The organism is Pseudogulbenkiania sp. AW2-16 (genome assembly GCF_056824575.1).
Genome location: NZ_CP157668.1, coordinates 2,079,713 through 2,095,000, shown reverse-complemented (window position 1 = coordinate 2,095,000; position 15,288 = coordinate 2,079,713). Strand labels below are relative to the sequence as shown.

The window sequence follows — 15,288 nt, the reverse complement described above, 5'->3', positions numbered from 1 at the left end:
CCCCGACCCCCACACCGTCAACGCCTTTTTGCAGAAAAATGACAGAAAATCGGCACGAAGATCGCAAGTCATTGATGCACAAGCAAAACCCACACAAAAACAAAAAGGGTTGGCCGAAGCCAACCCTTTTATGGACCCAGAAATCGGGCCGTATTTAGCTGACTTTGCGCTTTTTCTTTGCCGCCGGTTTGGCTTCGGCAGCCGCTTCGAACTCCGGCACCAGCACGAAATCGATGCGACTGCTTTCCAGGTCGGCGCGTACCACCTTGACGGTCAAGCGGCTGCCCAACTGGTAGCGAGCCCCGCTCTTCTCGCCAATGATGGCCTGGATGTCCTTGCGGTAGTGGAAATAGTCCTTGCCGAGTTCGGAGATGTGCAGCAGGCCCTCTACATAGATACCGTCGAGCAACACAAATACGCCAAAGCTGGTGACCGCACTGATTTCCCCGGTGAACACCTCACCGATCTTGTCGCGCATGTAGTAGGTCTTGAGCCAGGACTCCACATCGCGACTGGCATCGTCGGCACGACGTTCGGTCATGGAACAGTGCTCACCCAGTTGCGACCATTTACCCGCCTTGTAGTGACGTCCGGCTAGCACCGCCTTGATGGAGCGATGCACCAGCAGATCGGGATAGCGGCGGATCGGCGAGGTGAAGTGGGTATAGGCGTCATAGGCCAGACCGAAGTGACCGATATTGTCCGGACTGTAGAGCGCCTGCTGCATGGAGCGCAGCAGCATGGTCTGCAATACCGGGGCATCCGGGCGGCCGTGGATCTGTTCGGCCAACTTGGCGTAATCCTTGGCGGTCGGGGTTTCGCCCCCGCCCAACGCCAGCCCCACCAGCTTGAGATAGGTGTTGAGGTTTTCCAGTTTTTCCGGCGTCGGCCCTTCGTGCACGCGGAACAGGCAGGGATGCTCGTGCTTGAGCAGGAAATCGGCCGCGCAGACGTTGGCAGCGAGCATGCACTCTTCGATCAGGCGATGGGCGTCGTTGCGCACCACCGGTACGATCTTGTCGATCTTGCCGCTCTCATTGAACACCATCTGGGTTTCGGTGCTGTCGAACTCGATGGCTCCGCGCTCTTCCCTCGCTGCCAGCAGCACTTTGAAGAGGCTGTACAGGGTTTGCAGGTTGGGCAACATCGGGTGATCGGAGCCATGCTGCAACCAATCCCACACGGCGTTATAGGTGAGACGCGCCTTGGACTGCATCACCGCCGGGTAGAAACGATATTGTTTGACCTCGCCTTTGGTGCTGATCTGCATGTCGCAGACCATGCAAAGACGCTCGACGTCGGGGTTGAGCGAACAGATACCATTAGAGAGGGCTTCCGGCAGCATCGGAATGACGCGGCGCGGGAAATAGACCGAGGTCCCTCGCTCTACGGCATCTTGATCCAGCGCGTCCCCCGGCATGACGTAATGGCTGACGTCGGCGATCGCCACCACCAGACGGTAGCCGTTGTCGACCCGCTCGGCGAAGACGGCGTCGTCGAAGTCGCGCGCGGTTTCGCTGTCGATGGTGACCAGCGGCAGCTCGCGCAGGTCTTCCCGGCCCTTGTGATCGCTCTTGCGTACCTTCTTCGGCGTCTCCTGGGCCTGCTCGACCGCCGCGTCCGAGAAGACGTGAGGCAGATCGTGCTGACGCAACGCGATCTCGATTTCCATGCCGGGGTCGGCGTAGTTGCCGAGGATGTCCACCACCCGGCCGATGGGCTGACGATAGCTGTCCGGTTGCGATGAAATTTCGACGATCACCACCTGGCCGTGCTGCGCGCCGCCTTCGCCACCTGGTTCGATGAGGATGTCCTGATTGATGCGCTTGTCTTCCGCCACCACCAGCCACACGCCGCGCGACAGGTAGATGCGCCCGACCAGCTTCTGGACCGCCCGCTCCAGCACTTCGACGATGCGGCCTTCGTTACGACCACGCTTGTCGGTACCGGTGATGCTGACCATGACCCGGTCGCCATGCAGCACCTTGTGCATTTCGCGCTCGGACAGAAAGACGTCTTCGACGCCGGCTTCTTCAGGAATGGCGAAGCCGTAACCGTCGCGATGGCCGGATACCTTGCACTTGATCAGTTCCAGTTTCTCGGCAACGCAGATGGCGCCCTTGCGATTGATGATGATCTCGCCGGAACGCTCCATGGCCTGCAGGCGACGTTCGAAGTAGCGAAACTCATCCTTTTTGATGTCGAGCATCTGGGCGAGCTCGTCCTGCCATAGAGGCACACCCTGTTCGGTGAGCAGCTGAATGACGAACTCCCGGCTCGGCAAGGGATTGTCATACTTGAGTTTTTCCCGCTCAAGATGGGGATCCTGCAAACGCAGGGAAGCATTTTTCTGTTTTTTTGTTTCGAAGGCATTGACAATTTCTGGAGGCTCCTTATAATTCGCATCTCATCGCAGCACTGCTGTGGCGCAGATGATACAGCAAAGCGATGCCCAGGTGGCGGAATTGGTAGACGCACTAGGTTCAGGTCCTAGCGGTGGCAACACTGTGGAAGTTCGAGTCTTCTCCTGGGCACCAGCAAACGCTGATGCCGTAGCAAGTGATGTGATGTAATACAATTTATACTCCGTGCCCAGGTGGCGGAATTGGTAGACGCACTAGGTTCAGGTCCTAGCGGTGGCAACACTGTGGAAGTTCGAGTCTTCTCCTGGGCACCACGGAATAGTTTGAAGATGGGCTAAGCATAGCCGGTCTGTAGTTACAATTTAAAGTTTTATGCCCAGGTGGCGGAATTGGTAGACGCACTAGGTTCAGGTCCTAGCGGTGGCAACACTGTGGAAGTTCGAGTCTTCTCCTGGGCACCAGACAAAAGCCGTTGAGTTCAACTCAACGGCTTTTTGTTTTTCCGCCCCTCTCCCCTATCGGCCGGTCCAAGCTCCGCGCACCGCGATCGCTGTTGCTCAGCGCCTATTCCAAACAAAAAAAACAGTCGTTCCGACTAGCACACTCTAAAGCGCTTACTATAATTTTTTCAAGCAAGTCGTTGAGTACAACGCCATTATAGGCAGCGCCATGTACACGAACCACTATGGCTTGGCCGATCCGCCGTTCTCGATCGCGCCGGATCCGCGCTTCCTCTTCATGAGCCAGCGGCATCGCGAAGCGCTCGCCCATCTGATGTACGGCATCGGAGGGGACGGCGGGTTTGTGCTGCTGACCGGCGAGATCGGGACCGGCAAGACCACCATCTGCCGCTGCTTCCTGCAGCAATTGCCTGACAATTGCGACGTCGCCTTCATCTTCAACCCGAAGCTGAACGTGCTCGAGCTGCTGTCGACGATCTGCGAAGAGCTCCACATTCCCGCCCCGCCCGACCACACCAGCAACAAGGCCTTTACCGACAGCATCAACGACCATCTGTTGGCGGCCCATGCCCAGGGGCGGACCACCCTCCTCATCATCGACGAGGCACAGAACCTGGACAGCGACGTGCTGGAGCAGATCAGGCTGCTGACCAATCTTGAAACCAACCAGCGCAAGCTGCTGCACATCATCCTGCTGGGCCAGCCCGAGTTGCGCGACAAACTGGCGCGGCCGGAATTGCAGCAGCTCTCGCAACGCATCGTCGCCCGCTACCACCTCGGACCACTGCAGCCCGAGGAAATCACCGCTTACGTCCACCATCGGCTGGATGTCGCGGGGAGCCGGCGCGCCTTGTTTTCCCCCTCACTCAGCCGCCTGCTGTTTCGCCTGAGCAGCGGGATACCGCGCAAGCTGAACATTCTGTGCGACCGCGCCCTGCTCGGTGCCTACGTGCAGGGCAAGGATGAAGTCGACCGCGAGATCCTGCGTCAAGCGGCCAAGGAGGTGTACGGCCAGAGCGCGCCCCGGTCGTGGCAGAAACTGGTGATTGGCCTGGGGGCCTTGCTCAGTGCCACCACCCTCGCGACGGCCTTGTTTTATTACGCAGAGCCCTTTGCCCCAAACCGCCCTGTTCCATCGCGTCCGGGCCTGAAACCGTCCCTCGCCAAACACGCCGCTCCGGCCATCTCGTCGGCCCGTGCCATGGGCACGGACACCTCGGCCGTATCGACCCCGGCCGTTATCGCGCAGAGCGCAGGCCCGGACGGAGTGAGCCTGGCTTACCGGGCTCTGCTGGCACGCTGGGGCATCCGCTTGCCCGTCGACGACGAGGCCAGTACCTGCCTGCAGGCGGAGGCGTTCGGGTTGCACTGTCTGAGCGAGTCCGGCGACCTGGAGCAATTGCGCCGCCTCGACAGGCCGGCCGTGCTGCAGCTGCGCCTGCCGGATGGGCGCACGGGGTACCTCTTGCTTTCCACCTTGCAGGACGACCACGCCGTCCTGATCTCCGGCACGCAGACGTTCACGCTGCCGGTTTCTGCCCTGAGCCAACTCTGGAGTGGTCGCTACACGCTGTTATGGAAGGCGCCGCCCAACTACCGGGCACCACTGGCGCGCGGCAGCCGGGGATTGATGGTGTCCTGGTTGAACCATCAGTTCGGCCAACCTCTGGAACCTTTGGCGGCCACAGCCAAGAACCCGGTGTTCGATGCCCGACTGGAGGAACAGGTGATGCGTTTCCAGCGCGCGGATGGTTTGCCGAGCGACGGCATTGTCGGGCCGCACACGCTGATCCGCCTGACCCGCAACAGCGATACGACCTCTCCGCGCCTGCTTGGCATGGCCACGAAAAATCCAGGGATGAAGGGGTAGCCACCATGTCATACATTCTCGACGCCTTGCTGAAGGCCGATCAGGAACGGCAGCGCTCCGCAGCGCCCACCCTCAATTCGGTCCACGTGACCGGGACCATTGCGACCACCGGCCCACACAGGCGCTGGCCCAATCTGGCGCTGCTGGCGCTGCTGGGCGGAGGCCTGCTGGCCGGTGGCGCCCTGCTCATGATGCGCCCACCAGCGGCAAATCAGTTGGCCCAGGCTTCACGCCCCCAGGCCGATGCGCCGGCCTTAGCGAAAAGCCAGGCCTGGCGGGGAAATCAGGACGGCCGTGCGGTCCCGCCACGGCAGGAATTGGACCAGGCGGCCCCGACCAGCCAGACGCCCCCTCTGCCCGCCACGACAGCGGAGAAAAAATCGCCCCCCAGCAGCCGTCCAGCCAAGCCCTCCCCCTCCCCTCCGTGGCCAAGATCCGGCGCGAAAAGCCCTCCACTGAAGCGCGGCACCATGCCGAGACCCCAGTTCCAGCGCAACCCGCTGCCACGGAGGCGGCCACCGCGACGCCAGCCCCTGCAGCAGCCGACCCCGCTCCTTCGGCCAACCTCAAGCGCAGCAACCGGGTCATCGATTTCGGCGAGCTGCCGGCGGAGCTGCGCAAGGAGGTGGAGAAGAATGTGACGGTCTCCGGAGCCTCGTACTCGGCCGACGACAATGAGCGCATGGCCATCATCAATGACCGGGCGCGACGGGCCGGCGATGAAGTCGCCGCCGGCATCAAGCTGGAAAGTATCTTGCCAGACGGCATCATATTGAATTACAAGGGATATCGCTTCCGTACCGGGATGTATTGACAACGACAAGCCGCACACCGGACTGAGCTTCTTGATCAGTCTCCGATGCAGCAGAGGAATCACCATGAACGCCCGTTTTACTCTTTCACCGCGCTTGGCGGCTCGCCTGGCCGTGCTGTTGCCGGCGCTCCTCCTGACAAACGGCGCGTGGGCCGACATCTATGCCTTCAAGGATGCCGACGGCACGCTGCACTTCAGCAACGTGCCACAGGACAAGCGTTACGCTCTGCTCATGCGCACACCGAAGGAGGCCCCGGCCACGGCCGACAGCTCGGCGCCGGCAGGCGAGCGTTCCGCCCGACCGGCGCCTGCCATCGACCCGCAGCTGCGTGCCCGCGTCGCCGGCCTGATCGATGACACCGCCCGCGCCCTGAACATGGACGCCGCACTGCTGCACGCCGTCATCGCCGTCGAGTCGGGCTACAACCCGAGCGCGGTATCCCCCAAGGGCGCCATCGGCCTGATGCAGCTGATGCCGGCGACGGCACGCCGTTATGGCGTGGCCGACCCCTACGACCCGGCGCAGAACATTCGCGGCGGAGCGCAGTACCTGCGCGACCTGATGAGCCGCTTCGACAACGACCTGAAGCTGACGCTGGCGGCCTACAATGCCGGCGAGCAAGCCGTCGCCCGCTATGGCAATACCATTCCGCCGTATAAGGAAACCCTGAATTATGTCCCTCGCGTCATGAGCGGCTTGGCTCGCAATCAACAGCAACCCTGACACGCTTTAAGCGACGTTCCCACCCCGAAAATGCCAGCATCAGCAGTATTCCGCCGCCGTATTGCCACGCTCATATTTTAAATATTTTTTTGAATTACTTGTTAGAGAATACTAGCATTAAGCATGTGGCTTGCCCGCATGGCATAGGAAGCATCCAAGCCTCCCCCCATGCCGGCATAGCGCCTTGCTCGCGAGCGAAGCAGAAACCCCCGCGTGTCGTTTGGCGATTTATCGTGCGAACAAAAATAACGAAGATAGATAGCTTTGGTGGAAATTTGGCAAAAGTAGGGGATCTTGCGTGCGATTCCTTTAGGGAGGAACCGCCTTTGAGTGTTTCAAAGGAGGTGTATCGTGGGTACACATTGTTTCAAGAAGCTGCTGGGAACGCTGTTGATGGGAGCGGCCTTCTCACTAGCGGGCACGGCGCCAGCGTTGGCTGACAACCCGGCCGACAACTTCCAGCTTGATGGCGACATCCTTTCCAGCACCGGCGGCCCCGCCGGAAAACCCGACTGGTCGGATATTTTCACGGGGCTTGCCCCGAGCGCGGGAGCCACCGCCAAGTCGCCCTTGCCGGCCGGCTTCACTTCGGCCAGCTTCCTTGTCGATTTCTTTCCGGCAACCACTGCCGACAACAGCCTCTACGCCACCGGGAGTAAGGACACGCTGAACATCACCCCGGGCTGGCAGTGCAAGAAGACCAACAACGTCAACGACAAGGTGGATATCAACAACGCCTACGCCGTTGCGTACACCAAAACAGTCGGGACGTCGGACGGGAAACCGCACCTGTTTGTCTACTTTGGCCTGGATGTGGCGTCCAACGACGGCACCAAGGACGTCGGTTTCTGGTTCCTCAAGGATCCGACCGTCAGCTGCCCCGTAGGCAACGGCACGACCAACTTCACGGGCACTCACACGGACGGCGACATCCTGATCGTTTCCGAATTCACCAACGGCGGCCGCGTTAGCACGATCAATGCCTACCGCTGGAACGGCGGGGCCGATGGCTCGCTGGGCCCGACCCCGGTGGCTTCGGGCGGTGAATGCGACGGTACCGCTTTCGACGTTTGCGCCAAGGTCAACGGGGCCGTGCTCAACGGCGACGGCACCTCTCCGGACGTGCCCTGGCTGGTGAAAACCAAACAGTCCAACCCTAGCAGCACGGACTACACCAGCTCCAAGGACCTGGACATCGGCGAGTTCTTCGAAGGCGGCATCGACCTGACCTCGGCGGGCATCTCCGGGTGCTTCAACCGTTACCTGGCCGATACCCGTTCCTCGACGTCGCTCGGCGCGACCATCTTCGACTTTACACTGGGCAACTTCTCGAACTGCAGCATCGCCGCGTCGAAGACTTGCTCTGCCGCTACGGTGAATAGCGACTTCACCACCTTTACCAGCGGGTTCACAGTGACCATCGCCAACGACAGTGCTTCCGGCACGGTCTATGACGCCAGCTTCAAAGAGACCTACAACTTTGGGCAGACCGGCGAGACTTGCAAGATCAGCAGTGTCACTGGCACGGGTACGGCAGTGGTGGATACGTCTGTCGTCAATACCCAGCTCGAATCGGGTAACCTGGTCAAAGTGGCCAGTTCTCTGGGCCCGAACGACAGCGTGATTGTCGGGGTTTCGTGCACGGGTGCGCTGAACAGCTTCCAGGATTCGATCCATGCCGTGGCCGGTTCGTCGGCAGGCTTGAGCGATATCCAGAAAGATGCCGTCGTGAGCAGCGCCAGCGCCACCGCCTGCCAAGCCACAGTCCAGGCCGACCTGCAAATCACCAAGGTTTGCAAAGGCATGCAACTGGTTGCCGGCACCAACTCGCTGATAGCACTGAAGGCTAACGTTGAGGTAACCGTTACCAACCCGAGCACCTCCAATGAACTGGTCACCATCTCCACGCCGACGGATACCAAGGTCAGCAGCTTTACCCAGGTCGACTGCTCGACACTGGCCGCGCTGCAGACCCCAGACCTGGTGCTGTCGCCGAACGAGACGGCCTGCTTCACCGGTAGCTACAACCCGACCAACACCGATCTGGCGAACCCGCCGTCCACTGCCGCCTTCTCCGATGGAGCAAGCGTCACCGGTACGGGCAGCATCAAAGGGACGTTCACCGCCGGCCCGGCAACCGCCACCTGCTACCTCTGCGACGCAGATGTTGACGGCATCCCGGATGTCATCGACTGCCTGACCGACTCGCAGTGTGGCAAGACACCACAGTAAGCGCCTCCTCCTGAGAACCAGGAAAAACGAGGGCGATGAGTCGCAAGACTCATCGCCCTTTTTCATACCTACGACAAATCGACCTGCCGTGCCGCAAAGAGGCGGCAGCCCGAATCTTCTATCTTACTTAGTACGACCCTTGCCTTTGGTCGTGGTCGTGGTGGTCGACGAGGTGCCGATGACGTAGCTGGCCGAGCCGCTACCGCTGTAGGCCGTCGCCGCCGTGTTGGTTGCTGTCCCGGCAATGCTGTAGGTGCCCGCGACCGCCGAGGAGGACGAGGTGACGGTATAAGTGGTCGAAGACACACTGCCCGGGCCGATGTTCAGACTGGCGGCGGCCCAGGTGCCACTCCAGCCGCTGGGCACGGTCCCCTGCAGGTTGAAGGTGGAGGCGCTACAACCGCTGCTGTCGTTGTTGGTGACCGCCACGGTGTAGGTCACCGCCGTCCCCGCGAGGACGGAGGAACTCTGAGCGGGGGATATCGTCACCGAGGGATTGGCTCGAGTACATGCCGTTTTGGCAAACGTCACATCGACGCCGATGCCGGTGCCATTGGCCCAAGTGGGGGTAATTGTCACCCCGGCAGAGGCATCCGTATAGCTTTGTCCCACCACCAATGCAGGATCCGCCAGATCGGCTCCAGTAGGGGAGGAAAGGCTGCCGGGAGTCATGTCGAGGGCGAAACTGCTCGAGGCATCGCCATCCGTTCCGGTACGCACCAGAACACCACCGAAAATATTGGCCGGCTGGTAAATGCTGTTGGTGCTGAAGTAATAATCGACCCCGATCGGCTGGCGGTATTCCAGGTAATACCAGGTCTTGGCACCGCTAGTGGGATCGGTGCTCTTGAGAATCTTCAGCCCCTTGGGGTTGCCCCCACCCGCACTCTCCATAGGCTCGATCACGTAACTGCCGCTGCTTTGCACCGTGGCAATAGGTGGCGACACGTTGTAGTTCAGCCAGCCCAGTCTTTCTTTTTGGAAGGCGTTGAAGTGCCCGGTTTGCCATCCCATGAGATCGACATGGTCGCCATACTCGATGTAGCTGCAACTGTTTCCCGTGGGGCTTACATCGCAATCGAGCCCGTGCGAGTGCCACAAGCCGAGCGCATGACCGAGTTCGTGGCCAACCACATCCAGCTTCATGAAGCCATTGATGAAGGATTGGGACGGAACAGTGCCGACCGACGACAAGCCCCCCAGGAACAACTACTGGTATTGGGAAAGACATAGACCAAGTGAGCGTAGCCGGAAAGGTCGACCCCGGCGGCGCTGGCCGCCGTTTTGGCCGCTGCCGCGATGTTGTCGGTGTTGCAGGCATCCGTGCTGTTGATCGGCAGCGTGTACCAGCCGTATACGTTGCCGGCAAACCAGGTCTGCTGGTAGGAGTTTTCCAGATAGAAGTTGTTGACCGTGCCACTGGCGGTACCGAAGACAAAGCTGTTCCAGTCGGCGAGCGTCCAAGGCTTATTGGTGGGCTGGTCCTGGAAATTGACCAGAAGTACCGCGGTCTTTTGTTCGCCCAGCGCGTTCAAACCGGATGCGGGGGCAGCGAGCACCTGGTAGCTGGTCGTGCCCGTCGACTCCAGCATAATGGTGTTGCCGCTCTGTGTGCCCGTGACCCGAACCTTGCTGCCCGGGGCATTTCGAGGATGGCCCTTCTTGAACTGAATCTCGTAGCGTACGCCCGCATCTGTTTTCAGGAAGTAGCGGTTATGGCTCTTCTTGTTCTTGAGATCATCTGAGTGCAGAACCTCCAGGGTACCCTGGAGTTGGACTGACTGCGCGGAGGAGGAGGCCTGAGGGCTGTTTTTCAAGCCAGCCGTAGATTGGGCAAAGCTGGGGGAGGCAAAAAAAGCAGCGTCAGCCAGCAACACATCAGGATGTAGTGCAGGCCGACGCGCTGGCCGGATAATCCCCCTGAATGGCGAAGCATGAGATTCCTTTCTTCATTAAAGGAAACCCCACCGCAACCTGACCGGTCATTTCGCCAAGGCTATCAGGATAAAAAAATGCCCCTATCGCAATAACAATAAACCCTTTTTTGTTTTGCCATTTTTATTATCGTGATAACCATTTATTGTTTTTGGTACCCAATAACCTTCCACGACAAGGCGCTCTTTTTTTCGGCGCCGTCAGCGGTGAATGTTTCCTATGTTTGCTTAACATTGGCAGGCTCACTATACACCGTCAGCCACAAATGGCAATCGACTATCATGGAGCCGGCAAAAACAAGACATTTGAATGGAACAAACCACAAAAAGAACAAAAAATCATATTTTTATCACGTAAGCTCGTCACTCCCACAAAAACCAGTGATCCAATTGCTGTATTTACATATCAATTAATATGTTATTAACATAACAATTTAGTAAAAAAACACTCCTGGTAAAAACCATTGAGCATTAAATAAAAATACCCCTTGGCGAACCAAGGGGTTTTCACGTGAAAAATCTGAGCAGGATTATTGCTTGGCGACGTTCTCACCCAGCAATTGCTCAATCCTTCCGGCAGGAACAGCACCGGCGACACGGGTGCCGTTTTCAAAAATCATCGTCGGTGTACCGGTAATGCGACGGGAGCGGCCGAATTCGGCCAGTTTAGCGACGGGATTTTCACACTCCCCTTTTCCTTCAGGGACAGTCCCATCCTGCATGGCGCCCAGCCAGGCTTTGGCCCGATCCGGCGCGCACCATATCTTCATGGATTTGGTGGTGGAGCCCGGGTGCAGCTGTTCCAGCGGGTAGAGGAAAACGTAGAGCGTCACGTCGTCGACCTTGCGCAGCTCGGTCTCGAGTTGTTTGCAGAATGGGCAATCCGGGTCTTCGAAGACAGCCAGCTTGCGTGTCCCGTTGCCTTTCACGATCTTGATGGCTTGATCGAAAGGCAGTTTGTCGAAGGGCATTTCGGTGAGTTTCTTCAGCCGCTCTGCGGTCAGGTTCTGGCGGGTCTTGGCGTTGACCAGGCTGCCCTGGATGACGTAATTGACCCCTTCATCGGCATAGAGCACCTGCCCGCCCATAAATATCTCGTACAACCCCGAGAGCGGTTCTTTCGTTACCGACTCGGCCTTGGCTCCGGGAAAGCGCTGCTCGAATAAAGACCTGACCGATTTCTCATCGGCCCAGGCTCCATTTGCTATCCCTACCATCGCAATGACCGCGCTCAGCAATAAGTGCTTCTTCATGACCCTCTTCCCTTTTTTTCCCAAAAATACGGAACAAGTAAAACTAGATATAGTTCAAGGGGGGAAATGATGTCCAGAATTCATCGTACAAATAACCCGGCGCATCGAAAAACCCGGGGCACAAACGGGTGAGGGTTGCCGAGCGACATTGCTTTTGGCATAACGGGCGATCCAGCTGCCGTCTTTTCGCCGGTCACCACGCTCGCAATTTTCTATCACCTGCGAACAAAAAACCTCCCATCAGCAGCGTGGCTATTCACCTATATGGATGTTTATTTCCGATAGTTGCCAACATTATATTTTAAACATGACGTTGAATCTTTCGAAACCACCTCCTAATATTTACTGTGTGTCTTTCTCTTACGCTGGAGGCAAGCCTATCGGTATGTACCGCTGCACCCGCCAATAAGCCTATGCCCCATCGGTCCATTGCGCAGGACAACTTGTTCAGTGCCGAATGAGGGAATAACCCGATAAGAAGTAACATCAATAAAACATCCTGGCGATATTGTCGCTGGTCATAGGGGAATCAAGCGTGCGATTCCTTGGCAGGAACCGCCTTTGAGCAATCAGAGGAGGTAGAAAAATGGACTCCAATTGTTTCGGGAGACGCCGGAAAGCTCCCAGAACGCACTCATCCGCCACGGCGATGACGCCGGGTGGCGACAAACGACCTTTTCTAACGTTTTTCAGACTGCTACTCACTACCTTGCTTCTGGTGCTCGGTGCGAGCCCTGCGTTCGCGGCTGATCCGAGCCATGTCAATTTCACACTGGAAGGCTGCCGCAACGACGGCTCCATCACCTTCCCACCTGGAGGCCCCTTTGTTTGCCCTGATGCGGCCTATACCACGGGCAACCTTGGCAAGGGCTGGAATGAGCTGGACCTGGTTCCGCACCGCGTGACAGCGGCTGCTGGCAATTCGGCACCATCAAACCAGAGCTATACCATTGCCGTAGTGGCCGACAACCTGAGCGGAACCGCCTTGGGCTATGACGTCATTTCAGTCCCCGTGCTGAATACCGCGTTGTCTAGCGCCTCGTGTACCGCCCCCACCGTCGGTCCTCAAACGCAAATGTCCCCGGGACTGGGTGGACTTACCGCGTCGATCTATCGCCTGCTCACCATCAATCAGGCCCAGAACACGACCTGCGTGTATGACTATCATGAGCGCCTGGCACTGGGTTCCCATTTGTTCCCGGGATCGTCGCTTCACTCGAACCTCGCACTCCAGACCGGAGCATCCACTGTTGATTGCTCTGGGCTTGGTTGCCGCGATGTTTCCATCCCGGTGAAGGAAATCCTGCCGCAGAAGCTGGACAAGAACATGAGTGCGGCACAGGGTGGCGACCAGGCGTGGAGCCTGAAAAAAGAAGCCAACCCGGCGGAAGTCTCGTTCGGCGATGTTTGCGTGAAAGATGCGCCGCTTGAAAAACCGGTCACGATTACCGTGACCTGGACAAAAGTCAGCATCATTCCGGGAACGATCTCGGTGACGGCCAACATTACGGCCACCAACCCCGCATCGCGCACCATTACCGTGGCAGTAAGCGACACGATCTACCAGGGTACGACACAGTCGGTAGCACTGGACACCGCCAACCTCGGATCGTTTGACGTGCCCGCGAACTCCTCGCATGTGTTCACCCACACAGTCACGCTGCCATCCTCGGACGGCAATATCGGTGACTTCCTCAACGATGTAGCCACGGCCACGTATACCGACAAGGATACGGGTATTACCGTACCGGGAAACACCAGTGCGACGGCCAAGGCACAGATCACAGCAGGGACCATCAACAACTCGACGGTCAGCATTACCGATACCGAGTCCATTACGGGCACCGGTCTGACGTTCTCGGTAGCGACACCATCGGTTGGCAGCTTCACGGGTGGATATATTGCCGGCACTCACACGGTCGGTCCGGTAGGGTGGAGTTCGGGTGCCCAGACGGATAGCGGTTCGGTGAGCTTCAACAAGACGATCTACCTGGCAAGCCTGCAGGTCACCAGTGGCGTATTGAGTGACTCGGCCACTCTGACGGGTGACAATAATGTCACCTTGGCGACCGCCGGTCCGCTCAATGTCAATATTTCCTCGTCGGCTTCTGTTGCGCTGACAATTGACAAGGTGATCGATAACTCCAATCCAACGTTCCTGTTTGCGGGTGACAAACTTGACATTCTGTTCCATGTCTCGCGAGCCAATGACAGCACGTATGGAGAAGACGTAACCATCTCGTTCACTGGAGGAGGTGCCACCGAACTGACGTCGACCCTGACAGGTCTGGTGCCGGATAACTACACGGTGGTGGAACAATCGGCGACGTTCACGCCGGCTGGCTCCAATACCGGCCAAGTCATCGGCCTATCGGATCCATCGGGTACAACGAAGACCCAGGACCTCACATTGCCCAACTGCTCGGGTACAGTTAAGTACAATGATCAGCTACTGGCTGGCCCGGCATCCGCACAGGTTCAGAAAATAACCGATCCGCTATTGCAGTCTGGCGATCCGGATTTCACCTGGACCTTCACCCTGCAAGGGCCGGGACTTCCGCCAGCCGGAATCCAAGCTACGGCCAATGCCGGCGCGGGCTATGTGGACATTGGTGGTGCCCTGCAAGAAGGCACGTTCACCATGACGGAAACGCTGAAGAGCGGTTGGCAGTTGGATAGTGCGACACCGAATGACGGTGCCACCACCACCATCTGCAGCTTCGCGGTGAATTACCCAGCTGACGCAGGCAAGCTGTTCCAGTGCTCGTTCCACAACACCAAGCTTGGCAAAGCAACCGTTGTCAAGACGCAGAGTGGCGCGGCGCTGACAGGCACGGAGTCGTTTGACTTCCAGTTGAGACAGGGAGCCAGCACGACGCAAGCCGGGACTACGCTGGAAACGGCCACCGCCAATGCCGCCAATAATGGCACGTTCACCTTCAGCACCCTGCTGGTTCCGGGTACGCACTACCAGCTTTGCGAAGCGGTACTGCCGGGATGGCAGACCTCGCTGAGCAGCGCCTATACGGTGTTCAACCCGGATGGTGATAACAGCGTGCTGTGCACCGACTTTACGGTAGCGGCAGGTGAAACCAAGTCGTTCGCGGTAGACAACACGCCGCCTCCGGGAGGTAACGCTCGGACCATCGGCTTCTGGAAAAACTGGACAGCCTCCTCTTGCAAGCAAAGCAACGGGAAACAAGCTCCGGTACTTGACCAGACCCTGGCCTTGGCAACGCCTCCGGGCGAACAGGTTGGTACCCTGTACCTGGATGGTTCCAGCACTGATGTTTGCTATGCAGTCTTGCTGCTCAACAAGTCCGACATCTTGACGGGCAAGAAGATGGCAAGCAATCCGCTGTACGGTTTGGCAGCCCAGCTTCTGGCCGCTGAACTGAACGTCACGGCAGGTGCGGCGATTTGCCCGGCAGTGAGCTCTGCCATTACTCAGGCGAACGCCCTGCTAGTGAAGTACGGCTTTAATGGCACCGGCTCGTACAGCAACCTGACCAAGGCGGATGCAACCACCGCCAACAATCTGGCCTCCAAGCTGGACGCTTACAACAACAACCTGCCAAGTGCTTGCCAATAAGGGATGGCAGCTTTGGCACCTTACGAAAGCCCGGCTTCGGCCGGG

At 58.5% G+C, this 15,288-nt stretch carries 9 protein-coding genes and 3 tRNA genes; 8 read left to right on the top strand and 4 right to left on the bottom strand.

Features of this window, described 5'->3' with window-relative positions; all coding sequences use genetic code 11:
* Positions 1-154: 154 nt before the first annotated feature.
* Positions 155-2,380 carry a ribonuclease R gene (rnr, locus tag ABKF58_RS10275; RefSeq protein ID WP_482584359.1) on the bottom strand — a complete coding sequence of 742 codons (2,226 nt, stop codon included), beginning with the start codon at positions 2,378-2,380 and terminating at the stop codon, positions 155-157.
* A gap of 70 nt (positions 2,381-2,450) precedes the next feature.
* Here rnr and ABKF58_RS10270 point away from each other — a divergent pair.
* The 7 genes from ABKF58_RS10270 (at position 2,451) to ABKF58_RS10240 (ending at position 8,464) form a co-directional block, all read left to right on the top strand.
* Positions 2,451-2,537: transfer RNA gene (locus ABKF58_RS10270), tRNA-Leu, on the top strand.
* A 53-nt stretch (positions 2,538-2,590) separates the two neighbouring features.
* Positions 2,591-2,677: transfer RNA gene (locus ABKF58_RS10265), tRNA-Leu, on the top strand.
* 60 nt (positions 2,678-2,737) lie between these two features.
* Positions 2,738-2,824 (top strand) — tRNA-Leu (locus ABKF58_RS10260).
* A 208-nt stretch (positions 2,825-3,032) separates the two neighbouring features.
* The gene (locus tag ABKF58_RS10255) at positions 3,033-4,694 is read left to right on the top strand and encodes an ExeA family protein (RefSeq protein WP_482584320.1); all 1,662 of its coding nucleotides are present in this window, start codon (positions 3,033-3,035) and stop codon (positions 4,692-4,694) included.
* Positions 4,695-5,118: 424 nt separating this feature from the next.
* On the top strand, positions 5,119-5,508 hold the full coding sequence (locus tag ABKF58_RS10250; protein WP_482584319.1) for a general secretion pathway protein GspB: 390 nt from the start codon (positions 5,119-5,121) through the stop codon (positions 5,506-5,508).
* Between the two features lie 64 nt (positions 5,509-5,572).
* Entirely contained in the window at positions 5,573-6,232 is a 660-nt protein-coding gene (locus ABKF58_RS10245; protein WP_482584318.1) for a lytic transglycosylase domain-containing protein, read from the top strand.
* A 351-nt stretch (positions 6,233-6,583) separates the two neighbouring features.
* Complete coding sequence (locus ABKF58_RS10240; protein WP_482584317.1) at positions 6,584-8,464, top strand: hypothetical protein; 1,881 nt, start codon at positions 6,584-6,586, stop codon at positions 8,462-8,464.
* Between the two features lie 123 nt (positions 8,465-8,587).
* On the opposite strand, the gene ABKF58_RS10235 is transcribed toward ABKF58_RS10240, so the two are convergent.
* The 3 genes from ABKF58_RS10235 to ABKF58_RS10225 all read right to left on the bottom strand — a co-directional run bounded on the left by ABKF58_RS10235 (position 8,588) and on the right by ABKF58_RS10225 (position 11,651).
* A complete protein-coding gene (locus tag ABKF58_RS10235) occupies positions 8,588-9,610 on the bottom strand; it encodes an NEW3 domain-containing protein (RefSeq protein WP_482584316.1) in 1,023 nt (340 codons plus the stop codon).
* Positions 9,607-10,341, bottom strand: coding sequence for a hypothetical protein (locus ABKF58_RS10230; RefSeq protein WP_482584315.1), 735 nt, complete (start codon positions 10,339-10,341; stop codon positions 9,607-9,609). Before ABKF58_RS10230 ends, ABKF58_RS10235 begins: the two co-directional genes overlap by 4 nt.
* Before the next feature lie 587 nt (positions 10,342-10,928).
* Positions 10,929-11,651, bottom strand: coding sequence for a DsbC family protein (locus ABKF58_RS10225; protein WP_482584314.1), 723 nt, complete (start codon positions 11,649-11,651; stop codon positions 10,929-10,931).
* Between the two features lie 718 nt (positions 11,652-12,369).
* On the opposite strand from ABKF58_RS10225, the gene ABKF58_RS10220 reads away from it, so the two are divergent.
* Positions 12,370-15,243 (top strand): hypothetical protein, encoded by a 2,874-nt coding sequence (locus tag ABKF58_RS10220; protein WP_482584358.1) that lies wholly within the window; start codon positions 12,370-12,372, stop codon positions 15,241-15,243.
* Positions 15,244-15,288: the final 45 nt, after the last annotated feature.